General features: G+C 47.9%; 24 protein-coding genes and 1 pseudogene. 12 read left to right on the forward strand and 13 right to left on the reverse strand.

What is annotated here, in order from left to right:
* Positions 1 to 10: 10 nt before the first annotated feature.
* Positions 11 to 799 carry an ABC transporter permease gene (locus IQ257_RS21250; RefSeq protein ID WP_193933195.1) on the reverse strand — a complete coding sequence of 263 codons (789 nt, stop codon included), beginning with the start codon at positions 797 to 799 and terminating at the stop codon, positions 11 to 13.
* Positions 796 to 1797 carry an ABC transporter ATP-binding protein gene (locus IQ257_RS21255; protein ID WP_193876298.1) on the reverse strand — a complete coding sequence of 334 codons (1002 nt, stop codon included), beginning with the start codon at positions 1795 to 1797 and terminating at the stop codon, positions 796 to 798. Before IQ257_RS21255 ends, IQ257_RS21250 begins: the two co-directional genes overlap by 4 nt.
* A gap of 305 nt (positions 1798 to 2102) precedes the next feature.
* Here IQ257_RS21255 and IQ257_RS21260 point away from each other — a divergent pair, with 305 nt between their 5' ends.
* Positions 2103 to 2315 carry a hypothetical protein gene (locus IQ257_RS21260; RefSeq protein ID WP_193876296.1) on the forward strand — a complete coding sequence of 71 codons (213 nt, stop codon included), beginning with the start codon at positions 2103 to 2105 and terminating at the stop codon, positions 2313 to 2315.
* 328 nt (positions 2316 to 2643) lie between these two features.
* Here IQ257_RS21260 and sbcD read toward each other — a convergent pair whose 3' ends face one another.
* Positions 2644 to 3960, reverse strand: a complete 1317-nt coding sequence (sbcD, locus tag IQ257_RS21265; protein ID WP_193876293.1) for an exonuclease subunit SbcD — start codon at positions 3958 to 3960, stop codon at positions 2644 to 2646.
* A gap of 190 nt (positions 3961 to 4150) precedes the next feature.
* Between sbcD and IQ257_RS21270 the strand changes: the two genes are divergently transcribed.
* The gene (locus IQ257_RS21270) at positions 4151 to 5155 is read left to right on the forward strand and encodes an ADP-ribosylglycohydrolase family protein (RefSeq protein WP_193876291.1); all 1005 of its coding nucleotides are present in this window, start codon (positions 4151 to 4153) and stop codon (positions 5153 to 5155) included.
* A 9-nt stretch (positions 5156 to 5164) separates the two neighbouring features.
* On the opposite strand, the gene IQ257_RS21275 is transcribed toward IQ257_RS21270, so the two are convergent.
* The 4 genes from IQ257_RS21275 to IQ257_RS21290 all read right to left on the reverse strand — a co-directional run bounded on the left by IQ257_RS21275 (position 5165) and on the right by IQ257_RS21290 (position 6932).
* Entirely contained in the window at positions 5165 to 5509 is a 345-nt protein-coding gene (locus tag IQ257_RS21275) for a phage holin family protein (RefSeq protein WP_193876289.1), read from the reverse strand.
* Positions 5510 to 5848: 339 nt separating this feature from the next.
* On the reverse strand, positions 5849 to 6295 hold the full coding sequence (locus tag IQ257_RS21280) for a ferredoxin (RefSeq protein WP_193876287.1): 447 nt from the start codon (positions 6293 to 6295) through the stop codon (positions 5849 to 5851).
* On the reverse strand, positions 6295 to 6681 hold the full coding sequence (locus IQ257_RS21285; protein WP_193876285.1) for a DUF1257 domain-containing protein: 387 nt from the start codon (positions 6679 to 6681) through the stop codon (positions 6295 to 6297). The genes IQ257_RS21280 and IQ257_RS21285 overlap by 1 nt, the downstream gene beginning before the upstream one ends.
* Before the next feature lie 41 nt (positions 6682 to 6722).
* Entirely contained in the window at positions 6723 to 6932 is a 210-nt protein-coding gene (locus tag IQ257_RS21290) for a DUF2997 domain-containing protein (protein ID WP_193876283.1), read from the reverse strand.
* 363 nt (positions 6933 to 7295) lie between these two features.
* On the opposite strand from IQ257_RS21290, the gene bioU reads away from it, so the two are divergent.
* The gene (bioU, locus tag IQ257_RS21295) at positions 7296 to 8315 is read left to right on the forward strand and encodes a (S)-8-amino-7-oxononanoate synthase BioU (protein WP_193876302.1); all 1020 of its coding nucleotides are present in this window, start codon (positions 7296 to 7298) and stop codon (positions 8313 to 8315) included.
* A gap of 12 nt (positions 8316 to 8327) precedes the next feature.
* On the opposite strand, the gene IQ257_RS21300 is transcribed toward bioU, so the two are convergent.
* The 4 genes from IQ257_RS21300 to IQ257_RS21315 all read right to left on the reverse strand — a co-directional run bounded on the left by IQ257_RS21300 (position 8328) and on the right by IQ257_RS21315 (position 13732).
* Entirely contained in the window at positions 8328 to 8921 is a 594-nt protein-coding gene (locus IQ257_RS21300; protein ID WP_193876281.1) for a hypothetical protein, read from the reverse strand.
* Positions 8922 to 9209: 288 nt separating this feature from the next.
* The gene (locus tag IQ257_RS21305; protein ID WP_193876279.1) at positions 9210 to 10427 is read right to left on the reverse strand and encodes a type II secretion system F family protein; all 1218 of its coding nucleotides are present in this window, start codon (positions 10425 to 10427) and stop codon (positions 9210 to 9212) included.
* Positions 10428 to 10527: 100 nt separating this feature from the next.
* Positions 10528 to 11652 (reverse strand): type IV pilus twitching motility protein PilT, encoded by a 1125-nt coding sequence (locus tag IQ257_RS21310; protein ID WP_193876276.1) that lies wholly within the window; start codon positions 11650 to 11652, stop codon positions 10528 to 10530.
* A gap of 73 nt (positions 11653 to 11725) precedes the next feature.
* Positions 11726 to 13732, reverse strand: a complete 2007-nt coding sequence (locus tag IQ257_RS21315) for a GspE/PulE family protein (protein WP_193876274.1) — start codon at positions 13730 to 13732, stop codon at positions 11726 to 11728.
* Between the two features lie 106 nt (positions 13733 to 13838).
* Here IQ257_RS21315 and IQ257_RS21320 point away from each other — a divergent pair, with 106 nt between their 5' ends.
* The 6 genes from IQ257_RS21320 to rsgA all read left to right on the forward strand — a co-directional run bounded on the left by IQ257_RS21320 (position 13839) and on the right by rsgA (position 19902).
* A complete protein-coding gene (locus IQ257_RS21320; RefSeq protein ID WP_193876272.1) occupies positions 13839 to 13985 on the forward strand; it encodes a hypothetical protein in 147 nt (48 codons plus the stop codon).
* A gap of 378 nt (positions 13986 to 14363) precedes the next feature.
* Positions 14364 to 15131: a nucleotide exchange factor GrpE gene (grpE, locus tag IQ257_RS21325; RefSeq protein ID WP_193876270.1), complete on the forward strand. Its 768-nt coding sequence runs from the start codon at positions 14364 to 14366 to the stop codon at positions 15129 to 15131.
* A gap of 152 nt (positions 15132 to 15283) precedes the next feature.
* Positions 15284 to 17260, forward strand: coding sequence for a molecular chaperone DnaK (dnaK, locus tag IQ257_RS21330; RefSeq protein ID WP_193876268.1), 1977 nt, complete (start codon positions 15284 to 15286; stop codon positions 17258 to 17260).
* A gap of 160 nt (positions 17261 to 17420) precedes the next feature.
* Positions 17421 to 18545, forward strand: coding sequence for a molecular chaperone DnaJ (dnaJ, locus tag IQ257_RS21335; protein WP_193876266.1), 1125 nt, complete (start codon positions 17421 to 17423; stop codon positions 18543 to 18545).
* Complete coding sequence (locus IQ257_RS21340; protein ID WP_193876264.1) at positions 18542 to 18805, forward strand: sulfurtransferase TusA family protein; 264 nt, start codon at positions 18542 to 18544, stop codon at positions 18803 to 18805. Before dnaJ ends, IQ257_RS21340 begins: the two co-directional genes overlap by 4 nt.
* Positions 18802 to 19902: a small ribosomal subunit biogenesis GTPase RsgA gene (gene rsgA, locus IQ257_RS21345; RefSeq protein ID WP_193876261.1), complete on the forward strand. Its 1101-nt coding sequence runs from the start codon at positions 18802 to 18804 to the stop codon at positions 19900 to 19902. The genes IQ257_RS21340 and rsgA overlap by 4 nt, the downstream gene beginning before the upstream one ends.
* 48 nt (positions 19903 to 19950) lie before the next feature.
* Here the strand turns inward: rsgA and bioB are convergent, their stop codons facing one another.
* Together bioB and IQ257_RS21355 are read right to left on the reverse strand one after the other, a co-directional pair.
* Positions 19951 to 20994 (reverse strand): biotin synthase BioB, encoded by a 1044-nt coding sequence (gene bioB / locus IQ257_RS21350; protein ID WP_193876259.1) that lies wholly within the window; start codon positions 20992 to 20994, stop codon positions 19951 to 19953.
* A gap of 209 nt (positions 20995 to 21203) precedes the next feature.
* Positions 21204 to 21464 (reverse strand): annotated as a pseudogene (locus IQ257_RS21355) (Uma2 family endonuclease); the annotation flags it as partial.
* 50 nt (positions 21465 to 21514) lie between these two features.
* Here IQ257_RS21355 and IQ257_RS21360 point away from each other — a divergent pair.
* From IQ257_RS21360 to IQ257_RS21370, 3 genes are all read left to right on the forward strand, one after another.
* Complete coding sequence (locus IQ257_RS21360) at positions 21515 to 23107, forward strand: AAA family ATPase (RefSeq protein WP_193876258.1); 1593 nt, start codon at positions 21515 to 21517, stop codon at positions 23105 to 23107.
* 93 nt (positions 23108 to 23200) lie between these two features.
* Positions 23201 to 25702 carry a WD40 repeat domain-containing protein gene (locus IQ257_RS21365; protein ID WP_322744428.1) on the forward strand — a complete coding sequence of 834 codons (2502 nt, stop codon included), beginning with the start codon at positions 23201 to 23203 and terminating at the stop codon, positions 25700 to 25702.
* Positions 25699 to 26598, forward strand: a 900-nt coding sequence (locus IQ257_RS21370) for an AAA family ATPase (protein ID WP_193933199.1), incomplete at its 3' end; no start/stop codon positions are given. The genes IQ257_RS21365 and IQ257_RS21370, both read left to right, overlap by 4 nt.

Genomic DNA, 26598 nt, shown 5'->3' on the forward strand with positions numbered 1-26598 from the left:
CCCCTGCACCTTACGCTCCCATCCCCGAATACTGCTTCAATCCCTTGCGCCAGAGCCAGCGATTGCACAAAAAAAACAGCACACTCCAACCCAGCATCACCCCTATCCCCCGCAGAATATCAACAGGCAATCCAATTAACAGGGCTGCTGGGAAGTGAATCAAATAAGGGAAGGGCGTCCACAATGCTACTGCACGTACTCCCGGTGGAAAAACTTCTAGGGGCGCAATCATGCCCGAAAGAAATAAGTAAAACAAAAACCAGAATTGCTCGATCGCATTTGCCCGTTCTGTCCAGAAAGAAAATAGGGCAAAGGTATACTGCATTAAAAAACGCAATGCAAACGCCATTGCCGTAACCAAGCCAAAGAGTAACACAGGACCCAGACTTGGCACCCAAAGGGCTTGGGGATAAAGCCAGAAAAAGAACCCCACTAGCGTCAGAGCAAAGGGCAGACGGGCAAGCCGTTCCGATACGTGACTAGCAACATGATGCCACACTGGATCAATCGGTTGCAAGAGTCGGGGAGAAAGCCGCCCCTCTACGACTTCTTTTTCAAATTCCCAAACCACCCAAACTACTGTAAACTGGCGGACGAGAAAAACAGTAAGAAAGTAACGAGCAAAATCCGCTGGCTCCAGACCAAATTGTTCTTGTTGAGAGGCTTCAATCCAAACCCCCATCAGAATCAGCGGTAAACTTCCCGATAGCGCCCACAAAAATAGTTCAGCTCGGTATTCGAGCATGTGAGCGTAGTAAACTGATAAAAATGTTTGAGCCGTTCTGATCACTCGGTTCATGAAACGACTCCTGCCCGGAAAACACGACCAATCACTTCTTCAATCGGCGGATCAGTTACCGTTAAATCTACCACCTCCAGTTCAGCCAAAATCCGAGCAACCGTGGCAGTGAGTGCCTCGCGCCGCACTAAGAACCGTAGCTGCAACCCTTCCACGGCTTCTAGTTCGCCATAGGTTTGTAACGATGTAAAATTTTTCGCCTCTACTTCAGACAAGGGTTGGGCAAGTTCTACTTTCACCTCGCGGTAGGGGGAAAAGCGATTTAGCAGCCCGTCGAGACTGCCATCGTAAATCATTTGACCTTCGTAGATCAGCAAAACTCGCTGGCAAAGGGCAGTGATATCTGCCATGTAGTGACTAGTCAGTAAAACTGTAGCACCTGTGCGCTGGTTGTACTCCCGCAAGAAGTCTCGCACCCCGAGTTGAGCATTGACATCCAATCCCAAAGTCGGCTCATCTAAAAACAGGACTTGAGGTTGGTGCAGGAGAGCGGCGAGTAGTTCGGCTTTCATGCGTTCCCCTAGAGACAGTTTCCGCACCGGCTGGTTCAGCTTGCCATGCAGAAACAGCATTTCAGAGAGTTCGTCTACTCGATACTGAAATTCTTTCTGAGAAATTCCATAGACAGCCGCGTTAATTTTCAGGGAATCTAGGGCGGGTAAGTCCCAGAGAAGCTGCTGCTTTTGCCCCATCACCAGGGTAATTTTTTGCAAAAAGTTAGATTGACGCTTAAATGGGATATGACCTGCGACTCTAACGCTACCACTAGAAGGATGAATGAGTCCGGTGAGCATCTTCAGAGTGGTGGTTTTGCCTGCACCGTTAGGTCCCAAAAACCCCACCACTTCCCCCATGGCAATTTCAAAGGAAACGTTTTGAACGGCTGTTACTGAGCGGTAGGTGCGGCGCAGGAAGTGAGTTAGCGTACCTTTAAGCCCCGGTTGTTTTACCGCTACTGGGTAAACTTTACTCAGGTTTTCAACCACAACGATAGACATAAAATATTTCTACAATTCAGCATAAAAATTTACTAATTTGTGTAAAGTTCTTTAATTTATTTAATATTTATTTCAATCTACTGACTTAATGTAAAAAAATCTGACAGCAGCGGTAAATTTTCCCCAGTCTTTGGAAAAATTGAAGGCAATAAAGGTAAACGCTAAATCAGCCTGGGTTTGACTTAATCCTGAACGACTGCTCCTCTCCTATGAGTTTAGAGCCGTTAGTTCCCCGTTATTGGGTGCTTCAGTTGATTAAGTTAAACTCTGGTCGCTGAAGTCTCATTAAGTTAAAGGGAAAACAAATGAATATTACCAGAATTATACTCTCAGGTCTGATCACTGGGGTTGTCGGTATCGTTTTAGGCATAGGTCTTGCCGAAATTAACCAAGACGATAACCGCCCCCAGGCTCCCTATCAATATGCAGTTGTTGGCGCGATTTTGGGATTGGCTGTTGGTTCAGGTCAAGAAGCTATACGACAACTGGATCAAACCTCTGAAGACTTTTATCAGTAAGTCTAGACGCTTAAGGATTGAATACTTGCTGACTCTAGCAATTTTACTGAACTACCCACATCACCCGAATGGGTGTAATTAGGAGGTTGACTTCATTGGGTGATAGCCCAGTAGGGAGTGATCCCTTGTCCTGCTTGTGGTAAAATTTGCTAAAAAAAATAATAACCACTTTCTGAACCCGTTAACCTCGCACTTGTAGACACGCCGAACCAGGTTGTCGCCCAGCTCCTCCAGTTCCCTGTCACGGTTTCGCACAACCCGTAACAAGCCGGACTGGGGCATTCGTGACAAGTTAAGCACTTCCTTCCTTCTAAACTTGTCATACCCCCTATAGCAAGCGCAACTGCGTCTTTTTATTCTCCCCTGACAAAGGAGTCAGTTGCTGTTGTTCCTCTTCAGTCCCATCGAAGTCTAACCAGCTATCTCCATTTCCAGCCAAAAGACGCTGTGCCGCTTCCAGCATCTCGGCACTAATCTCCTTCAAATCTTCCCGATTCTTCAGATAAGTCGAGAGTGCATCCATCGGGTTGATACTGCTGCCGACACCCAGTTCCGGTAAACGAGGACGCGCCAACTGACTCACCAATTCGGGACGAATAGTATAGCTGTGGGCATCACTCAAAGCTTGATGAATTGCTGCATTGTCAATTAAGTCCAACTGCTCAGAACGTAACTTGTATATCAGCCGCACCACAGCATCATTGATATCTTTTTTAGCGATCGCTTTAAGTAAAGCTTTTTGAGGATCGGCATCTTGGGCAATATTCACCTCAATCGTGCAGAAAGGACGCACGGGTAAGGGACAGAACTCCCACTGGGCGCGACCTTTCTCCAACTCAACCAATACATAGCCTTTTTCTTCCTTTTCCTCACTAAAATCTACCCGTTCGATACTGCCAGGGTAGACAACGGGGGGGTCATTGGCAGGATTGAGATTTTGGTGTTTATGAACGTGTCCCAACGCCACATAATCAAAACAGGGTCGGGTCAGCATTGACAAAGGAACAGTGAAACCTTTGCCCACCGCCAAAAAACGCTCGGCTCCCAAATTAGCACGATCTGCCATTAAGTGTGCCAAGATAACAGTCGGAACTTGGGGGTCAAGACGCCGGATTTCTCCTTCTAGTACTGGGTCGAGGCGCTGAATCAGTAGTTCGTTAACTTCCGCTAGCGCCAAACCTTCCGTTTCTGGGCGAGTTAGTAGGGCGGAACGAGTCAGCCAAGGCAGGGTAATTACCTGTACAGAACCATTGTGGGTTTCAATGCGATGAGTTTCAATCGTATCGCCCACAATAAATCCAGGCACGCCTAATGTACGATAGATACATAAACTGGCACCCCCATTGCCTTGGGAGTGCTGGTCATGATTGCCCACAAGCAAAACCGTAGGAATTTCGGCATCGACCAAACGGCGAAACTGAGAGGCAAAGGCTTCTTGAACGTAAGGCGGCGGCGTGGCATCGGGAAACGCATCGCCACCAAAAAGAACCAAATCGACCGGTTCAGCGATCGCTCGATCAATACATTTTGACAGAGTATTGACAAAATCTTTTAAACGTGTATTCAGCCCAGTGGTAGGGTTAACTCGCCCATGGGAGAAGCCACTTCCCATGTGAATGTCAGATAGGTGAAGAATTTTAATCATGTTATGATTAGGAGTTAGGAGTTAGGAGTTAGGAGTCAGGAGTCAGAATATATAAATTCTGCATTCTGTATTCTTGACTGACAGCATATTTCAGGTTGATGAAATACAGTATATCCAAGCAAGATCCCCGACTTCTTAGAGAAGTCGGGGATCTTGAGTACCTCTTTCATGAATCAAAGAGACTGGCTATATGAAACAAACGGCTCTAGACCTCAATGATGCTGCATTAGGTTGTTTACTGGGAGCTTTGGTGGGTGACGCGGCGGGTGCAACTCTGGAATTTATGGGTCGCCAACCAACCCTTACCGAAGTTGATGGCGCTATGAGTATGCCGGGAGGGGGTGTTTGGCAGGTTGCTCCTGGACAAATTACTGATGATGGCGAACTGACTCTTTGCTTGGCTCAAGCTTTATCGCAAAGCTCAACCTTTCAGCGAGAAACTATTGCTCAAAACTATGCCAAATGGGTTGAGTCCGTACCGTTTGATATGGGTTCGACGACCAGCCATTCCATAGGATGCTTTCGCAGACCTAAATGGGAGGAAATTTGCAATCAACAAGGTTATGCTGCGGGCATGACTCAGGCGGCGGCTCAACTCTGTATGGATTCCAAAGCTAATGGTAGCTTAATGAGAATAACTCCCTTGGGTATCTGGGGATATCGGTTCAGCGATCGCGAACTGGCTGATTTTGCCCAGCAAGATTCAAGGTTATCCCATCCCAATGAAAGTTGTACTCAGGCTGTAGCTTGTTATGTCATAGCCATTGCTACTCTGATGAGACGGTTGGGAGATAATAAAACAGCCTTTGAGAGAGCGCAATATTGGGCAGAATCTTATGGGAATGAAGAAGTTCGCAGTTGGTTGCAAGATGCCCAAAATGATGTAGATATACCCTTTTATCCACACGCTGGCTTTATCCAAATCGCCTTCAGCCATGCTTTCAGACATTTGTGGAAAGGCTCGAATTATGTAGATGCTATTCGAGAAACCCTGTCTGGCGGCGGGGATACAGACACTAATGCCTGTATTGTTGGAGGTCTACTCGGAGCGGCTTGCGGTGCCCGAGCTATTCCTGATGAAATGAAATTACCCCTGCTTAATTGCGATTTTCAGCAAGGAAGACAACACCGACCCCCATTTTTACACCCCAATCAAGTCTCCTTATTAGTCAAAAAACTATTGGCTGTTGGCTAGACAGCTATTCTAACCTTTTCCAGCCAATGGACTGAGCAAACCCGAAACTAACGACAAAACGATAGAACCTAAGAAAGCCGGGATAAAACCTGAAATCGTAAAGTCAGGCGTTAGGTAAGCTACCAGCACTAGGGATAACGCATTAATCACCAACAGAAACAGACCTAAAGTCATAAATGTCAACGGTAAAGTCAGCAGCACTAGGAGCGGTCGAACAATGGCATTAACAATGCCCATAACCACTGCTGCAACAATAGCGGCAGGAAAACTGGTAATAGTAAAGTCCGGTACTAAGTAGGCTGTTATCCCTAGTGCTATAGCCGAAAGCAACCAAGTTAACAAGAAATGTTTCATAATATTTCTAGAATATCCTGGTCAGCGATATTGTTTACTATAGCATTTTTATTGGAGATATAAAAAGCATATCTGGTATTTTCAAACAAGGCAATAAAAATTTTGGTAATGTTCTAGATTGGGGAATTTGAATAATTTTAAGTTGACAAAAAGCTTGAATAATCCCTTAATGATTGTAAAAATTTTGCCAAGCAGTTTACAGGCAAATTTGCGTCAGTCCTGATGAAGTTTGAAAGTCTTATTCTTCTAAGGGGAAGAGAGTAAATAAAACCCTCAATAGCATAGAGCCATTGAGGATTAGGGAAGCTTGAGCCTTTAGGTAATAAGCGGTTTACTTATTTACTTCTTGGACGATCGCTTCTTGCGGTTCTCCCTTTTTTGCCGAATTTTGGCAGCTATGAGAGCTGGATCGATGGGAAAGCCAGCGATCGGAATAACCTGATCTTGCCGCTCCTCTTCTAGCTGCTTTAATTCGGTATAATCGACCCAATGAATGCAATCGACTGGACAGGTGTCGATGGCTTCTTGAATCTGGTCTTCAGAGTCGCCGTCTTGCCGAGTCACCCGCGAGCGTCCATAGTCTGGCTCAATATAAAAGGTGTTTCGAGCGACGTGGGCGCAGTGCTTGCAGCCAATGCAGGTGATTTCATCGACATAAACACCCTTCTGTCGCAACTCACCTCCCAGTTCTGGTTCCAGACCGGATCGCTCCGGTGCATCTCGAAAGATACCTCCTAATTCAGGTTCTAGACCTGAACGATCCGGGTTGACTGAGAAATCAGACATTACGCACTCCAGCGTTGGACAACTAGACGGATGGAACCGTCCTTATTTTTTTGCTGCTCGGCAACTTGAAAGCCCTGCTTAACTGTTTCATGCATTACAGTCTGGAAAGCATAACCCTGAGTTACACGGTTGAGGAAGCCCTCTACAGATAAAGGCTGCTGCCAGTATTGCAAGTCAGCAACGAGTTCGTATTCGTTCCCATTCCAACTGAAACCGATGTCGTAGCCATTATCCTGTTCAATGACGACTTCGGCATTACGGGTTTGACCGCGATAGCCGCGCACCGGGCGCGAACCCGATTTCCACTCAATACCCAAGTCGGTTAAAGCCGCTTCCAAAGAGGTCAGATTGCGGATTTGAGTTTTTATGCTGCTGAAATGTGACATTTTCGTTAAACTACTTGCTTAATTTGAATTTGAACAAAAATTTACCATTCGCTAAAAGTTGCTTGAGCCGTTGCTGTTGCCGATTGCTGAACAGGTTGAGCAAAGTACTCTGACGTAGGCTCAACGGAGACAACTTGCCCCAACTGAGCTTCAATTGCTGCGGTTACCTCTGCACAAGAGCAGCCAACAATACCTGTGACTTTTTCTTGAACTCGACCATCGGGATAAATTACGAATTCTAAGGTTTCCATGCTTTTGCTCTGGGTTGGATCAATCCTCACGTTTGGTGCTATTATGCCGCACGGACAATAGCTTATGAGGTTTAAACAACCAGCTTGAGGGCTAGTTGATCAATTTATTGAAAATATTCGCATCATGGCGAATCAAACCTTAACAAAAATTTATACTTGACTAGTATCTTACACTAATCTTTCGTTAAGTTTCTCGTAACTTTTCATCCCAGTCAAGCGGCGGGATCTCTCAAAAATTTGTTCTTAACAAAAATATACACGATCTCATCTTCCCTGAACTACACCCCTAGAGCGATCGCTCGGTTCCGTCACCTCCGATAATAAAAGTCTGTCTTGTTTCAAATTGATGTCAACGCGATCGCTATGAGTGAAAAGCACCTTACAGGTTCAATCCCTACCCCAAAATCAGTGCGAGTCGGAATTTTAGGCTTTGGGGGATTAGGGCAAGCTGCCGCCAGAGTCATCACCCCTAAACATGAAATGGATTGGGTGGCAGCCGCTGACAAGAAAGGGTATGTCTATAACCCCACTGGACTCGATCGAGATCAGTGTATTGCGGTTTATCGAGATCACGGTTCACTTGGTTATCTGGAGCCAACAGGCACCCTCAGCAACCGCACTATCCCCGACTTAATCGAACAAGCCTCCGTCGATGGATATTTTCTGGCTCTACCGAATTTGCCCAATACCTTTATGGCTTCTGTCGCAAGGCAGTTTATCCAATCCGGCTGGCAAGGAGTACTTGTCGATGCACTCAAACGCACGAGTGCAGTTGAACAACTGCTGGCAATGAAGGATGAACTGCAAGCAGCGGGAATCACGTACCTGACAGGCTGTGGAGCAACACCAGGACTGTTGACAGCCGCTGCCGCAGTTGCGGCTCAAAGCTACGCTGAGATTCACCGTGTCAAAATTACCTTTGGTGTGGGGATTGCCAATTGGGAAGCCTATCGAGCCACTATTCGGGAAGACATTGCCCACCTTCCTGGCTATGATGTGGAACGGGCTAGTCAGATGAGTGATGCTGAGGTAGAAGCCTTCCTCGATCAGACGAACGGCATTCTCACCCTAGAAAATATGGAACACGCCGATGATGTGATGTTAGAGTTGGCAGGAATTTGTTCCCGCGATCGCGTTACGGTTGGTGGTGTCGTTGATACCCGCAATCCCAAAAAACCCCTCAGCACCAATGTCCAAGTCACAGGTCGTACTTTTGAGGGGAAGATTTCCACCCACACCTTCACCTTAGGGGATGAAACCACCATGGCAGCTAACGTTTGCGGTCCGGCTTTTGGCTACCTCAAAACTGGGGTGTCCTTACACCGACGAGGTATGTACGGTCTGTTTACTGCGGCTGAAGTGATGCCACAATTTGTCAAATAACTTAATGACCAATTAAGCCGGCGGACTTTCTGGAGAGAGCGTTTCTGACTGCTCCTCCTCGGTCATGGCGGGGTCTGGAATCTGCATGACAAAGGGCAGACAGGCTCCTTCCAAGCCCCTTTGAATACGATGGGGTGTTTCTGGAAAGATCACAAACAATGGATAAATGCGGTCAACTCCCTCACTCAGAACGTGTTGATGGCGGGGCGGCATCAGCCATTCGTAGTCTTTGTCAAGCAACACTTGGGTCTGACGCCAGCGACTGAGCAGCTCAGAGAAATCCTCGTGGGGACGATGAATAAAGATAAGAATCTCACCCCCCATTTTGATTTTCCATTCCGGATCACACATTAAAATAGCTACATCACAGGGCAGGCAAACTGAGCCTTGCAAGGCAGAAAAATTAGTAGTGTTATGCCCTGTAGATGATTTTGGGGTGCGAATTCGCACGATTGGCAAGGGAATGGTGATCACGCTCTCATCAGGTCGGCGCATACTCGGCACCATTTCTAGGTAAGGTCGATATTTTTTGAGCAACGTGATCGCTGCCTCGTGGTTGCTATACTCCGCTAGCAACGCTTCGTAATCAGATTGCTTAACAGGCATTTTCTAAAGTAAAATTGCAACGATTTACGGGAGTTTTACTAACAGTTGAGTGAGGCTGACTAGTTTAGCTTGACGGAAATTAAGCCACTCTTCACGCATCACTGAAACTCTGGGCAATGATAAGAAGTTTGATTTTTAAATTTTGAGTGCGTGAATTTCACCAGAAGCGCTACTAGCGGTTTGTGGGTATGCAGGTAGAGAGTTACCGCGTTGCCAAGCATCTGAACAACCAACGATTAGAACTCTCTACCAAGAACCTATCCGTTATCTTTGAAGTCTCTCCTCTTTTTATCCAAGGGTGTCAAACACTTTAAACATAGGCAGATACATAGAAACCAGAATCGTACCGACCATTCCCCCTAAAACAATAATCATAATGGGTTCCATGATACTGGTCAGTGCTTTCACGGCTTGCTCAACTTCATCTTCATAGAAATCGGCAACTTTCATTAGCATTGTATCCAATTCACCGGTCTCTTCCCCAACACTAATCATCTGAATAGCTAGCCCTGGAAAAACTTGCTCTCTTTGTAAAGCAAGGCTGATCATACCACCTTGTTGAATATCAAGTTTTGCCGCTTCTACAGCATTCGCAATCACCTGGTTGCCTGCTGTATCTCTAACAATGTCTAAGGCATTGAGAATTGGCACCCCAGAACGAGTTAGGGTTCCAAAAACTCGACAAAAACGAGCTACTGCTGATTTTTCTAGCAAATCGCCAAAGAGGGGCATCTTCAACAATAAGTGATCGATTTGCAAGCGACCAGGAGGCGTTTTGTAGTACTGTTTAATCAGAAAGGAAGAAACAATGAAAAAGACAATCGGGATCAGAATTTTCCAACTTCTGAGTACTCCGCTCAACCAGAGCATAAATGCGGTCAATGCTGGCAATTCTCCGCCAATTTCTTGGAAAATTCCCGCAAAGATCGGAATGAGAAACATGGTCATGCCGAGAAAAACCAGAACGGCAAAACTACCGACGACCATAGGATAGGTCATTGCCGATTTGATTTGGTTTTGTAGTCGCGCCATGTCCTCAAGGAGCTTCGCCAAGCGGTTGAGTACTTCGTCAAGGACACCCCCAACCTCGCCAGCTTGTACCATACTGACATAAAGGGTGTCAAAACAAGCGGGATGTTGGCGCATGGAATCAGAGAGATTGGTTCCCTGCTGTACGTCACCGCTAATTGAAACCAGTGCTTTTTTGAGTTTTGGATTGGGACATTGCTCGGATAAAATACCAAGACAGCGAACCATCGCTACACCAGCATTGACCATTACCGCAAACTGACGGGAAAAAACGGCTTTGTCTTTGACCGTTACTTTCGCCATACTTTCCTGGAGGTTGGAGAAGTTCAGGTTAAAGCTAAAGGCTTGCTTGATGCTTCCAACAGCGGGATACTGATTTTGGAGGAGAGTACGAGCCTGATCGAGGGAGTTGGCGTCTATTTTTTGTTTTTTAGCGTTTCCTTTGAGATCCCGAATCTCAGCGATGTAGGTAGGCATAGCGTGCGTCTGGATAAGGGGGAGGGAATTGAGTGAAGTGTGAACTCATAAGTTAGCTCTGAGTCGTTGAAATGCAAGGACTCAGAGTCAACTGAAGAACTTATCGGGTGGCTCTAGTTGCACCCTTCGCGGCAGCGGTAGCACCCATCCCAGCGCCTGCAAGGATGCGCTGTAACTCATCGGGTTTGGAACTCTTAGACACGGCTGCTTCAAAGGAGATAACACCTTGCTTAACGAGATTTGATAAAGACTGCTCCATGGTCTGCATTCCCAGTTTCATACCCGTTTGGATCGCCGAGTAAATTTGAGGCACCTTTCCTTCGCGGATTAGGTTAGCAATGGCTGGCGTTACTATCATGATTTCCTGTGCCATTACCCGACCAAACTCACCCGGTTTCGGGTTTTTCTTGGGTACTAGGGTTTGACTGAAGACAGCAATTAAAGAGTTCGATAGTTGAGCTTGGATTTGCTGTTGTTGTATGGGCGGAAACACGTCGATGATCCGGTTGACGGTCGATGCCGCCGAGTTAGTATGCAGCGTCCCCATGACTAAGTGACCTGTTTCAGCAGCGGAAATAGCGAGAGAAATGGTTTCCAAGTCGCGCATTTCTCCCACCAGAATCACATCTGGATCTTCCCGAAGTGAGGCTTTAAGAGCGTTAGCAAAGCTTTTGGTATCTTCACCCTTTTGACGTTGGTGAATCAAGCTCTTGATGTTGGCAAACACGTATTCAATGGGGTCTTCCACCGTCAAAATATGTTCTGCCCGCGTCCGGTTCACTAAGTCAATCATCGCTGCCAGGGTGGTTGTTTTACCCGAACCTGTCGGACCTGTCACCAACACCATTCCCCGAGGACGTTCGCTCATTTCCCGAACAATATCTGGCAAAGCTAACTGGTCAAAATTGGGAATTTTAGAAGAGAGCGCCCTCAATGCTGCCGCATAGTAACCGCGTTCTTTGTAGACATTGACACGGAAGCGAGCCAATCCCTTGACACCATAAGAGCAATCCAATTCCCAGTTTTGTTCTAGCTCTTTACGCTGACTATTATTGAGCATACTGAAGATCAGCTTCTGGCATTCTTGGGCAGTCAGGGGATCTTCGCCAAACGGTTGGAGCTTACCACTGACACGGAAGTAGATAGGCGCTCCCGCTTGAATGTGCAGATCTGAGCCACCCATTTCAATGAGTTGCTCCATAAGGTCTTCAATCATCAATTCCATTGCGCTGTCTCCTTTAACAACATCAGTAGTGAGTCAATAGTTGAGGGTGTGCGATCGCTCGTGGCGCAAGCGATTAGTCTGTAAAGCGAGGTGTCATGCAATAAGGACAGTCTAGCCACTCCGGTTGTAATGCTGCCGCGCAGGTACTACAAGTAAGAGAACGCTTGCGTTTGGCTTTCAATTCGGCTTCTAATCCAGAATCCGTAAAGGTAACTCGTTCGACTTCCTCAAGAGTGGTCTGACCTTGCTGCACTAAATTCAAGCTGTAAGCTAACAACGTTACCATCCCTTCCTCTACGGCGGCTTCCTTAAGGCGCTCTGCCGGAGCTCCGCCGTTAATTAAGCCTTGCAGCCGTTCGCTGATGCGCATGACTTCATAGACACCCACTCGTCCTTTGTAGCCAACTCCATTGCAGGTATTGCACAGCGTCCCTCGAGATTTGGCTGCGGTAATTTCCTCGGGGTGCAAGGTGTTCGCCTGATATAGCGTGATTTCCCCTTCACTGGACGCCGACAGACCAAATCGAGCCAATTCCTCTGAGGTGGGTTGGTAAGCAATACGACACTGGGAACAAACCCGCCGCATTAGTCGTTGTGCCAAGACACCGAGGAGAGCACCCGAAACCATGAATGGTTCAACCCCCATTTCATCAAGGCGCGGAATTGCCCCGGCTGCGTCGTTGGTATGCAGGGTAGTCAGGACTAAGTGACCTGTAAGAGCCGCTTCAATAGCTGTTTTTGCCGTTTCTTTATCTCGAGTCTCACCCACCAAAATCACATCTGGATCTTGGCGCAAAAATGATCGCAAAATCGAGGCAAAATCCATGCCTTTTTCTCGCAGCACCTGCACCTGGGTAATTCCTGGCAGCGAGTACTCAATCGGGTCTTCTGCCGTACTAATATTGACCCGAGGATCGTTGCGCTCTGCCAGCATTGAATACAAAGTTGTGGATTTCCCGGAACCCGTCGGTCCTGTCACCAAGATAAGTCCAAAGGGACGGTTCGCCATTTCCCGAACGATTTGCAGGGTATCTGGATCTGTAATTAAAAAATCTAACCCTAGCTGAGTGCTAGCGTTATCCAAGATCCGTAGCACCACCTTCTCACCGTAGCGGCTGGGCAAGGTACTCACCCGAAAGTCCACTTTGCGACCCTGGAACATCCGCCGGATTTTGCCATCTTGAGGCATCCGGCGTTCGGCGATATCCAGCTCTGCCATAATTTTAAAGCGAGCTGAAACGGCTGGAGTGATTTTTTTCGGTAAGGGATCGAAGGCTTGACGTAGCACCCCATCTTTCCGAAAGCGGATGCGCAAAATCTCTTCTTGGGGTTCGACGTGAATATCAGACACCCCTTCTTGCAGGGCTTTAGCCATGATTCTGTTCACCAAGTTGATGACAGGAGCACCGCCAGCCTCATTCAAGGCGTCACCTAAGTCGGCTTCAACTTCATCAGGTGCATCCCCTAGAGAGTCGAGATTATCTAAGCTTTCAAGATCCTGTTTAATGTCTACTTGTTTAGCAGCTTCTTGTTCCTTGCTTAGTTTGAGCTGTTCCTCCAGATATTCGGAAATAAGCTGCTGGTAATCTTCTTGGGTGATGACCATCCGCCGCAACCCAATACCCTGGGGTCGCAGAATCCGGTTAAGGTCGTCTTGGGCATCTAGATTATCCGGGTCAACCATTGCCACCAAGACCGATGGGGGTTGGGTTTCACTCTGCGAGATCGGCACTAAACGATAACGACGACAGATATCAATGGGGAGCAGAGTGTCAATTAATTGGGCAACCTGGTGTCCGGAAATATCATTGATTTCCGGATCTAAAAAATCAACGCCGTAAAGTATTTTTAGTTCAAATAATTGCTGTTTCTTATGCTGGCGTAGCAAGTCGGGTGGTAATTGCCGTCCAGTGATCGACTCCAGAATCTCAGTCAGGGGTCTTCCTGACTTGCGGCTTTCCACCATAGCCTGCTGCATCTGGTCATTGTCAACGTATCCCGATTGAACCAGCTTATTGCCAAAGGGTGAAAAATCGTTTTTAACGATCAGGGCGCGTCGAGAGGATGAGGATTGAGTCATAGCGGGTGAGAATATCTCCTTAACATTAAAGTATTCCCAAAAGCCGTGGCTTCCATGTCATTGTCATTTCTTGAAGCTACGGGGGCAGTCACAAAGTTAACGGGCATTGCCAAACAACCTTGGTGGATTGAAAGCCGTATCTATCTCCGTTGGGTTCAATTGCAGCACCCACCAAGGAAATGCGCGTGCCAATGAGTTAGGTCAGATGCCAACGCGCTTGGAGTACCAATATCCTGACAATGATGAAACGTAAGGTCTCAGCTCGTCTCAACTTGATAAAATTTTCGATGTGAGCGAAATCAGCACTATACATCATGTAGAATACTTTATTTATTATAGATGCACAGAGAATCCCAGCTCAATCTGTCCTGCCCTTGGCTATTAAGCTGCCTTGCAGCCACAAACCGTCAGTTTCAAGTGGACTTTAATGTTGCTGGATGTGAAAGTGAGCGGCAAAGTTCGCTAGCCTGTATTAGGATTTGAGGAAGTAGCTAGCCTGACCCGATACCGATGGCGCACCCTAGACTGTGTGCAAGCAGAAATTGCCAGGAATTGGGTTGCTATTGCGCACAAGTTACAGACAAACGAGATCGCAATCGAAGAGCAGTATCTCAAGGTGGACGAGTAAATCATGAGCGACGAAGAGAAGCAACCAGATAACACTATGCAGCAAACAGATGAATCGGCAGCCACGGGCGTGGAGGCGACTATGCCGATGGATTCAGAGTTGCCCCTGAATGAGGATCAAGCAACCGCTGAAGTTTCGCCAGAAACGACAACAACCGAAGAAGAAAATTCGGACGTTGAAATAGCCGAAGCTGCAACCGATGTATCTGTAGCAGATAGCGATTTAGCGGTTCTGGAAACCTTGAAGCAGGAAAATGAGGCGCTCAAAGCCCAAATCGAAGAGCTTAATCAGCAATTTGATGCCTTTAAAACCCAATCTATACGGATTGCGGCAGATTTTGATAATTTCCGCAAGCGAACCGCCAAGGAAAAAGAAGAACTAGATTATCAGATCAAGAAAGTTACTCTCTCGGAGTTATTGCCAGTGGTTGATAACTTCGAGCGAGCCAGATCGCAAATCAAGCCCCAAAATGATGGAGAAATGACCATTCACAAAAGTTATCAGGGCGTTTACAAGCAGTTAGTCGAGTGCCTCAAACGCATTGGTGTCTCTCCTATGCGTCCCGAAGGGCAAGAGTTTGACCCCAATTTTCATGAAGCGGTGATGCGGGAATCGACCAACGAATACCCCGAAGGAACCGTGATAGAACAACTTATGCGGGGATACTTCTTGAACGAGCGTGTGCTACGTCATGCAATGGTCAAAGTTGCTGCAGCCGGAGAGCCCGTGGTAACCTCAGAGGAAGAGACCCAAGAGACTCCCGAAAGTTAAAGGGTAGGCTCATTAACCATTCTGGGGTGTCAGCGTTACATTGAAGTAGTTAGCTCATTACCAGAGTAAAGTTGAACTCAAGTCAGGCTAGTTCTAGCACTTGGTTCAACTAAAATTCAGGAAACTTTACATAACCGTTAGGCCGAAGCGCTATGGGAAAAGTCATTGGCATCGACCTGGGCACGACCAATAGTTGCGTCGCCGTGCTAGAAGGAGGTCAGCCCATCGTCATTTCCAACTCGGAAGGGGGACGTACCACTCCGAGTATTGTGGGATTTGGCAAAGGAGATGAGCGCTTGGTCGGTCAACTGGCAAAACGGCAGGCAGTGACCAACGCGGAGAATACCGTCTACAGCATTAAACGCTTTATCGGGCGTCGGTGGGACGACACGGTGGCGGAGCGATCGCGGGTTCCCTATGGTTGTATCAGAGGTCGGGACGATACCGTCGATGTGCAAATCCGGGGGCATCAGTACACCCCGCAAGAAATCTCCGCGATGATCCTGCAAAAGCTCAAAGCCGATGCCGAAAACTTTCTCGGCGAACCCGTAGAGCAAGCAGTTATTACGGTTCCGGCTTACTTTACAGATGCCCAGAGGCAAGCCACAAAAGATGGTGGAACCATTGCCGGTCTGGAAGTTCTGCGGATTATCAACGAACCGACTGCCGCTGCCCTAGCTTACGGTATGGACAAGCAGGATCAAGAGCAGCAAATCTTGGTGTTTGACTTAGGCGGCGGTACCTTTGATGTATCGGTTATGCAACTGGGCGATGGTGTTTTTGAAGTCAAAGCGACCTCAGGCAACAATCACTTGGGAGGCGACGACTTCGATGACGTGATAGTTATCTGGCTGATCGCCAATTTCAAGGAAAGAGAAGGGATCGACTTGGGAACCGATAAAATGGCGTTGCAGCGCTTGCGCGAAGCAGCGGAGAAAGCCAAGATCGAACTCTCCAATATGGTAAACACCTCGATCAACCTGCCATTCATCACCGCCGATGAAACCGGTCCGAAACATCTAGAGATGGAACTGTCACGGGCTAAGTTTGAAGAACTGGCTAGCGAACTGATCCAAGGCACCATTAATCCGGTGAAACAAGCGCTCAAAGACAGCGACTTGAAACCCGACGATATCGACAAAATTCTGCTGGTAGGCGGTTCGACCCGTATCCCCGCCGTGCAAACCGCGATTAGCAAGTTTTTTGGCGGTCGCTCTCCCGATAGGTCAGTCAACCCCGATGAGGCAGTAGCTCTGGGAGCGGCAATTCAAGGGGGTGTTTTGGGCGGTGAAGTTGAAGATTTGCTGCTACTTGACGTAACCCCCCTGTCGTTGGGTATTGAAACCCTAGGGGAAGTATTTACTAAAATAATCGAGCGCAACACCACCATTCCAACTAGCAAATCCCAGGTATTTTCGACCGCAACGGACGGGCAAACCTCGGTGGAAATCCACGTCTTGCAGGGTGAGCGGGCAATGGCTAAAGACAACAAAAGCTTGGGGAAGTTTTTGCTGACAGGCATTCCCCCAGCTCCCCGAGGCGTTCCCCAAATTGAAGTATCCTTCGATATTGATGTCAACGGGATTCTCAACGTCTCAGCCGCCGATAAAGGGACGGGTCGGGAGCAAAGCATCCGGATTACCAACACAGGTGGGCTGAGTACCACAGAAGTGGAACGGATGCGTCAAGAAGCTGAAAAATATTCAGAGGAAGACCGCCGTCGCATTCAGTTGGTGGAACTCCGAAACCAAGCTGACAGTCTATTCTACAGCTACGAATCAACCTTAAATGAGAATGCCGAATTGGTCCGGGAGGAACTCAAAGTCCAAGGTGATGAGAAAAAACAGGAATTGCAAGCAGCCCTCAAGAATCCGTCTATTTCTATCGAGGAGGTGAAACAGCGCCTCGATGACTTCCAACAAACACTATTTGCAATTGGTGCTGCCGTCTACCAGCAAGCCGCGCCGAGTTTAGATTTGGATGAAGTAACGGATACGACAGAGGAGGACGTATCAGAAACGATAGAATTCAACGAATCTTCTGAATCGGCTTCTGAAAATGAGGAAGAGGAGTTAATTCTTAATTTTGATGATGAAACCGTAACGGCTGACTACGAAGCCGTTGATTAAAACAACCAAAGCAGGTAGCAATCGGCTGGTTTTTTGATCCAAAATGGATAGGCATGCGGGTAAGCGGGGAAGGGGCTATTTGTCACCCTAAGCCGTTCACTCACCCAAAACAACTGATTCACCCCCATATAAGTAACCCAACCCTCCAGCACACTGCTCTATGCCTGACTACTATGAAATTCTCGGTGTCTCTCGTGACGCTGACAAAGAGGAATTAAAACGAGCTTACCGTCGTCTTGCCCGGAAGTATCACCCAGATGTGAACAAGGAAGCTGGGGCGGAAGAACGCTTTAAAGAAATTAACCGAGCTTACGAAATCCTTTCTGAACCGGAAACCCGCGCAAGATATGACCGCTTTGGGGAAGCTGGTGTCGCATCGGGTGCAGGAGCAGGCTACCCCGATTTTGGGGATATGGGTTTTGCCGATATTTTTGAAAGCTTCTTCAGTGGCTTTGCCGGTGGTATGGGTACGCGAACGCCAACGAGAACGCGCGGTCCAGTTCGTGGTGATGACCTACGACTAGACTTGAAGCTAGATTTTCGGGAAGCCATATTCGGTGGTGAAAAGGAAATCCGCATTCCCCATTTAGAAACCTGTACGGCTTGTAATAGTACGGGTGCCAAACCTGGAACTCGACCCCGTACCTGTCCAACTTGCAGTGGTGCGGGTCAAGTGCGCCGTGCTACCCGAACTCCCTTTGGCAGTTTTACCCAAGTTTCAGTCTGTCCCACCTGTAATGGTGAAGGACAAGTGATTGAGGACAAGTGTGAAGTTTGTGGGGGCGCAGGTCGTAAACAAGAAACTAAAAAGCTGAAAATTACCATTCCCCCTGGGGTGGATAATGGTACAAGGCTACGGGTTTCTAAAGAAGGAGATGCGGGATTACGGGGAGGTCCTCCGGGAGACCTGTACGTTTATTTATTTGTTGAGGAAGACGCCGAATTTCACCGGGATGGGATTAATATCCTGTCGGAGCTGAAAATTAGCTATTTGCAAGCTATTTTGGGGTGTCGTTTGGATGTCACTACGGTCGATGGTCCGGTGGAGTTAAAAATTCCGCCCGGTACGCAGCCCAATACTGTACTGACCTTAGAAAATCACGGTGTACCCAAACTGGGGAATCCAGTTAGTCGGGGCGATCACATGATTACAGTTTTAATTGATATCCCCACTCGCATTACGCCTGAAGAACGGGAACTGCTGGAGAAACTGGCGAAGATTAAAGGCGATCGCACCGGCAAAGGTGGTCTAGAAGACTTCTTGGGAGGGTTGTTTCGCGGATGAGTAACCCAACTGCATCAACACAGATACCGGATGCCCAGCTCGATTTACGGGGTACGCCCTGCCCCATCAACTTTGTGCGCACCAAACTCCGCTTGCAGCAAATGACTCCCGGAGACTTGTTAGAAGTGTGGCTTGACCCTGGAGAACCGATCGAGCAAGTGCCGGATAGTCTGACGATGGAAGGCTACCCCATTGAAGCTATTGAGGATTGTACAGATTATTTTGCCCTGAAGGTACGACGTCCCTTAGCCTCTACATGAGTGAAATAGGACTTGGTATAGAACGGTCTGAATCGTCCTTAGTGGGGACGGTTCTAGCAGTCCAGGCTAACTTCTATCAGGTGCAACTTGATGAGAAATGGGGGGGTACTGCTGTTAAGGAAGGACACCTGAAGCCACAACTGCTTTGTACTCGCCGCTCTCGACTCAAAAAAATCGGTCAGAAGGTAATGGTGGGCGATCGCGTTGTTGTCGAGGAACCCGACTGGGGTGGGGGGCGGGGAGCGATCGCAGATGTGCTGCCTCGAAAAACTCAGCTTGATCGTCCGCCGATTGCCAATGCCGCTCAGATTCTCTTGGTTTTTGCCCTAGAAGAACCAACTCTAGACCCTTATCAACTCAGCCGCTTTTTGGTTAAGGCAGAATCTACAGGTTTAAGTGTCTGTTTGTGTCTGAATAAAAGCGATTTAGTTACAGCTCAAGCTCGGCAGGAATGGCAGAAGCGCTTGGGAGAGTGGGGGTATCAACCTATCTTTATGAGCGTTTACACGAAAACAGGTTTAGAAGAAGTCAACGAACGGTTGAGCAATACAATCACTGTTCTAGCAGGTCTTTCGGGAGTGGGTAAGTCCAGCCTGATCAATCAGCTAGCGCCAGAGGTGAATTTGCGAGTCGGAGAAGTGACGGGAAAATTGGGTCGCGGACGCCACACTACACGCCACATTGAACTGTTTGAATTACCCACTGGAGGTTTGCTCGCAGATACCCCAGGTTTCAATCAGCCTGACTTGGATTGCGAACCCAAAAATTTAGCGTATTACTTCCCGGAAGCACAGGAGCGATTAGCTGTAGCTACTTGCCAATTTAGCGATTGCTTGCATCGGGATGAACCGAACTGTGTGGTGCGGGGAGACTGGGAACGCTACGAGCATTATCTGGATTTTTTGGACGTTGCGATCGCACGGCGAACGTGGCTGAACCAACAATCTGATCCAGAGTCAACGATGAAAGCAAAAATGAAGGGAAAGGGGCAAATGCAGTATGAACCGAAGCTGGAAACGAAGAAATATAGGCGGCACTCCCGTCGGACTCAGCAGCAAGAACTCGAGCAACTTTATCAGGAAGCAGAAGATTTGTAGAGGGTTCCTGACGGGGTGACGAAAAGGTCTAAAATGGGATCTTCTGGACTAAGGATGATAAGTCTTATCCAAGGGGTTTCCCTCCCAGACTGATCCATCCGGTGCTTCTAGTACAAACCCCGCATCGCGGATCATGTCGAAGTCACGCTGGGCGGCTTGTCCGGGTGTAGTCAGGTAATCTCCGATAAAGATAGAATTCGCCGGGTAAAGTCCTAGGGGTTGGAGCGATCGCAAATGCACTTCTCGCCCCCCGGCAATCCGGATTTCCTGGGAAGGGAGGAGAAAGCGGAAGAGGCAGAGAATCCGCAGGCATCGGCGAGGGTTGAGTTCTGCCTGTTTCTCAAAGGGAGTACCGGGGATGGGAATCAGGAAATTAAGGGGAACGCTGGTAACATCTAGTTCGCGCAGGGATAGTGCTAAGTCAATTATGTCGTCATCTGACTCTCCCATTCCCAAAATTCCCCCGCAACAGGTGGTAATGCCTGCGGCTTTTACATTCTTTACTGTAGCCGTGCGGTCATTAAAGGTATGGGTGGTACAAATTTGGGAGTGGTAGTTTTCTGAAGAATTCAGGTTATGATTCACCCGATCTACCCCTGCTGCTGCCAACCGATGGGTTTGTTCTTCGCTTAATAGTCCCAAACAGGCGCAAATTTTCAGATTGTAGTTTGCCTTGATCTCCTGCACGGTGTCCAAGACTTGGGTGAAGACAGACTCAGTGGGAGAGCGTCCGGAGATGACTAAACAGAAGGTGCCGGCTTTAAGTTGCTGTGCTCGTTCGGCAGCGTTTAAGATTTCTGCTTTTGCCAATAGGGGATATTTCTCGATCTGAGCAGTCGATAGTTTGGACTGGGAACAGTAGTGGCAGTCTTCGGGACACAAACCGCTTTGGGCATTGAGCAGGAAATGCAGTCGCACCCGATTTCCCCAGTAGTGTCGGCGCACACGGTAGGCAGCCGCAAGCTGATCAAGCAAGACTTCATCGGGAGCCCGAAGGACTGCCAGTGCTTCTTCGCGGGTGAGGAGTTCACCAGCCAAAGAGCGATCGGCGAGAGGGTTCCATGGAGGAGGAGCGACTAGGGATTCTAACATGATGGTTTAACGTTGGCTCTCAAGAGCGCTTTGCCTAATCTTACCAATCAAGGGTAAAACCCACTGAGCATTGGTGCGATCGCCCTTTAGCGATTAATCCCCATCTACTGGCAGCTTATTTTAACCCAGGTGATGAATCCTATCATGTCCAGTGACTTCAGACTTATCTTACATTTTTCCGAAAAACTCTGCGTACCTCCGCGTCATCCTCTGCGTAACTCTGCGTTAAAACAACAATTGCGATTTTCGTAAATTTGCCAAACAATATACTCTTGTACGCCATTACGAAGATAGGCATTCAGTTTATCGTTTAAGTCATAGGAAGCACTGGACGCCGCCACTTCCACAATTAACTCCGGTGCGCCTTCAATATAACCATCCTCACTAATGCGAGAATTCCCCCCGACTTCCGGTTCAATTCGCAGTAAGGCATCGGGTTGAGGTTCGTTATCCGCATCTAGACATACTGTAGTCAAAGTATAATTATGGGCAATCTTCAAATCCTACTCTTCGAGCAGCAATGACGACTCCCGATCCTGTAAGTGTAATTACCAGTATTGCTCGTGCTGTTGCTCCGACTGCTATCAAGCAAGCGCAGCGTAATGAACTTGTAGTCAAAATTTTAAAGGAATTAAAGCTTGATCCGGTACAACCGCCAAAAGATGTTGATGGTGTGTATGTTTACGCTTTGGTTGAGTATGGCGTGGGGAATCCTGAGCCAGTTCGTAAACTTTTAGGGGAAAGAGAGATTAAAAATGCTTTTTGGAGTGCCTACACTTCTAGGAATCCATTGTTTTTTTTAGCGAAAAGCGAAGACTTACTCAATGATAATAATAATTTAAAAAGTGAGATAGAAACATCAGGAATTGAACTTCGCACTGAGCTAGAAGAGTTCGGGAATGTTTTTATTAACGTAGCCAAACGTACTAATTCAGAGGAATTCAAGCCTTACCCAGATTGGAACTTAGATGAGTACCCCAAGGAATTTAAACCTTTAATAAAAGAGAAGACGCGGACATTTTGTGGTCGAAATTTTGTTTTTAAAGCATTTCTAGAATTTTTGAATAAGAAGCCTAAAGGTTATTTTACTATAGTCGGGGATGCGGGAATGGGGAAAAGTGCGATCGCAGCGAAGTATGTTGCTACTAAACAATGTCCCTGCTACTTTAATGTTCGCGCTGAGGGGAATAATAAACCTGAACAGTTTTTGGAAAGTATTCGGCAACAATTGATTAAGCGTTATCAGTTGCAGAATGCTGAGAAAGATAATTTACTGACGTTGCTCCAAAAAGTCAGTGAGAAACTTCCGGCGGAGGAATCGCTGGTAATTATTATTGATGCACTGGATGAGGTGGAGCAGGAAGCGGGAGAGCCTAATCTTTTAAATTTGCCCAAGGAGTTGCCGGATGGGGTGTATTTTTTGCTCACCCGACGACCTTTTACACGAGAAACCAAGCGTTTAACAGTGTCTCCTGATGTTCCAGTGCAGGAGTTGGATTTAAGGGATAGTGAGTATGTGAATTTAAATCGTGAGGATGTAGAAAAGTATATTCGTTTATTCCTTAATAACGACTTTGAGCATAAAGAATCGCTGAGAAAGTGGATTCAAGAGCGCAATCTCACGGATGAGGCGTTTGTTGAGCAGGTAGCGGACAAGAGTGAAAACAATTTTATGTACCTGCGCTATGTTTTACCAGAGATTGCGAAAGGCTTGTACAATGACCTGAATTTGAAGCAGTTGCCAGATGGTCTTCAGGATTATTATCAAGTTCATTGGGTGCGGATGGGGATGGAGACTAAGCCTCAAGAAGCTAAGGTAATTGTCCTGTTTATTTTGGTGGAGATTGGTACGCCGATTCCTGGTGAGATGATTGCCGAAATTACTGAGCAGGATGAATATGAGGTGCAAGAGGTTTTGGAGGAGTGGGTTGAGTATTTGAGGGAGCAGGAAATTGAGGGAGACACCTGTTACAGCTTTTATCATGCGAGTTTTCTTGATTTTCTGAAAGGGAAAAAGGAGTTGAAGTCAACTCGGAAGCTGTTTAAGGAGGTGAATCAACGGATTGTGGATTTTTGGAAAAGGGAAATGGACGCAGATGAGGCAGAAGGTTGATTCGTAAACGCGAGATCCCCGACTTCTCTAGGAAGTCGGGGATCTGAACTGCAAAATCTCATAAATTAAAGAAGATGGGATGAAATGAGGGAATTGGCTAAGAAATCCAAGGCAAAAAAGTCCTACGTCCAAAAAGCTTATCTGGACAGGTTTCCCTATAATCTGGTGAATTCGGGGAATTTAGAAGAGTATTTTCAAACCCTGACGGATTTTAAATTCCTGGCAAAAAAGATTAACCATCCTGAGTTGGGGGTGAATGCACTGATTGCGGATTATGATTTGATTGATGAACCCCCTTTAGAAAGGGAGGAAGAACCCCCCCAACCCCCCTTGGTAAGGGGGGAGAACCTCAGTCTTAACCCGGAGAAGGTTAAGGTGCTGAAGTTAGTTCAAGGAGCGCTGCGACTGTCGGCTCATGTTCTAGCTAAAGATAAAACGCAATTCGCGGGGCAGTTGTTGGGGCGAATGCAGTGCTTTGATGTGCCAGAAATTCAGCAGTTGCTGTCCCAGGCAAAGCAGAGTAAAACGACTTGGTTACATCCCCTGACACCCAGCTTAACTCCTCCGGGGGGGCAGTTGTTACGTACCTTGAGCGGTCATAGCTCCTCGGTAAATGCCGTCGCCGTCACCCCGGATGGCAAACAGGCGATTTCGGCTTCAGCCGACAAGACTCTCAAAGTGTGGGATTTGGCAACTGGGAAGCAACGGCTTACCCTCAACGGTCATAGCTCCCGGGTAACTGCCGTCGCCGTCACCCCGGATGGCAAACAGGCGATTTCCGGTTCATCGGACAAAACTCTCAAACTGTGGGATTTGGCAACCGGGGAGGAACTACGTACTCTCAAGGGTCATAGCCACTCGGTATATGCCGTCGCCGTCACTTGTGATGGAAAACAGGCGATTTCCGCTTCAAGAGACAACACTCTCAAAGTGTGGGATTTGGCAACCGGGGAGGAACTACGTACTCTCAAGGGTCATAGCAACTGGGTAACTGCCGTCGCCGTCACTGGTGATGGAAAACAGGCGATTTCTGCTTCAAGAGATAACACTCTCAAAGTGTGGGATTTGACAACAGGGAAGCAACGGCTTACCCTCAAGGGTCATAGCGACTCGGTATATGCCGTCGCCTTCACTCCCGATGGCAAACAGGCGATTTCCGGTTCATCGGACAAAACTCTCAAACTGTGGGATTTGGCAACCGGGAAGCAACGGCTTACCCTCAAGGGCCATAACCACTGGGTAAATGCCGTCGCCGTCACCCCGGATGGCAAACAGGCGATTTCCGCTTCAAGAGACAACACTCTCAAAGTGTGGGATTTGACAACAGGGGAGGAACTGCGTACCCTTAAGGGTCATAGCGACTCGGTAACTGCCGTCGCGTTTACTTCCGATGGCAAACAGGCGATTTCCGCTTCATCGGACAAAACTCTCAAACTGTGGGATTTGGCAACCGGGAAGCAACGGCTTACCCTCAACGGTCATAGCTACTCGGTAACTGCCGTCGCCGTCACTGGTAATGGAAAACAGGCGATTTCCGCTTCATCGGACAAAACTCTCAAAGTGTGGGATTTGACAACCGGAGATGAACGGCTTACCCTCAACGGTCATGCCTCCTCGGTAGATGCCGTCGCCTTCATTCCCGGTGGCAAACAGGCGATTTCCGCTTCATACAACACTCTCAAAGTGTGGGATTTGGCAACCGGGAAGCAACGGCTTACCCTCAACGGTCATAACCACTGGATAAATGCTGTCGCCTTCACTCCCGATGGCAAACAGGCAATTTCCGCTTCAAGAGACAACACTCCCAAACTGTGGGATTTGGCAACCGGGGAGGAACGGCTTACCCTCAACGGTCATAGCTCCCGGGTAACTGCCGTCGCCGTCACTGGTGATGGTAAACAGGCGATTTCCGCTTCATGCGACAAGACTCTCAAAGTGTGGGATTTGGCAACCGAGGAGGAACTACGTACTCTCAAGGGTCATAGCTCCCAAGTAACTGCCGTCGCCGTCACTGGTGATGGTAAACAGGCGATTTCTGCTTCATACGACAAGACTCTCAAAGTGTGGGATTTGGCAACCGGGGAGGAACGGCTCACCCTCAACGTTCATGGCTCCTCGGTAACTGCCGTCGCCTTCACTCCCGGTGGCAAACAGGCGATTGCCGCTTCATATAAGACTCTCAAAGTGTGGGATTTGGCAACCGGGGAGGAACGGCTTACCCTCAACGGTCATGCCTCCTCGGTAGATGCCGTCGCCTTCACTCCCGATGGCAAACAGGCGATTGCCGCTTCAGGGGACAACACTCTCAAAGTGTGGGATTTGGCAACCGGGGAGGAACTGCTCACCCTCAACGGTCATCGCAACTCGGTAAAAGCAGTCGTTCTCACTCCAGATGGGAAACAGGCAATTTCGGCTTCATGGGACAATAGCCTCAAAGTGTGGGATTTGGCAACTGGAGAGGAACTTGCCAGTTTCAGCGGGGATGGTGCATTAGAGTGCTGTGCTGTTGCACCTGATAGTGTAACCATTGTGGCAGGCGAGCGTTCGGGACGAGTACATTTCCTACGCCTCGAAGGGATAAAGGCATCACCATGAATACCCCACCTCGATCGCAAATCCCCATCAATACCCCTCCCTACCCAACCGAATTTCAGCAAATCATTCGAGAAAAAAGCCAAAATTTTGTGGGTCGTGAATTTGTCTTCACCGCCATCCACAAATTCTTGCACCAGTACTCACGCGGTTACTTCACCCTCATCGGCGCACCCGGTAGCGGCAAAAGTGCCATCCTCGCCCAATACGTCACCGAAAATCCCCAGGTTATCTATTACAACGCCCAAGTTGCAGGCAAAAATCAAGCTGACCAATTTCTCACTATTCTTTGCCATCAATTAATGGGAATGGGGAATGGGGATAAGGTGATGCCCGATAATGCGACAGAGGGGAGTTGGTTTCTGTCCCTATTACTTCAGAAAATAAGCGACCAACTCGAACCCCATCAACGCCTGATTATTACCATTGACGCCTTAGACGCCGTAGACTGCAACAGCCAATCCCCAGACTCCAATCTGTTCTATCTTCCCCGCTATCTGCCCGAAAAAATCTATTTTATCCTCACCCGCCGACCTTTTGTAAGAGAGCGATCGCGTTTATTACTCGAAGCACCCTCTCAGATTCTTGATTTAGGAGACTACCCCGAACAAAACCGGAAAGATATACAAGCGTATATTCGGCAATACTTAACCCCCCTAACCCCCCTTAGCAAGGGGGGAACCGGAGAAATTCCCTCTACTTCCCTTGATCACAGAGAAACCGGAGAGGAATCAGGCGATCGCATTTCTCCCCTCTTTTTTAGGGGGGCTGGGGGGGATCTAAACCAGTTCAAGGAGAGGTTAATCCAACAGCTAACCGCTCAAAGTGAAAATAACTTTATGGTCTTGAGCCACATTTTAGATGCTCTGGCTCAGGGTTTCTATCCAGAACCCTATCAA

It is taken from the genome of Coleofasciculus sp. LEGE 07092 (assembly GCF_015207375.1).
Lineage (GTDB): Bacteria > Cyanobacteriota > Cyanobacteriia > Cyanobacteriales > Coleofasciculaceae > LEGE-07092.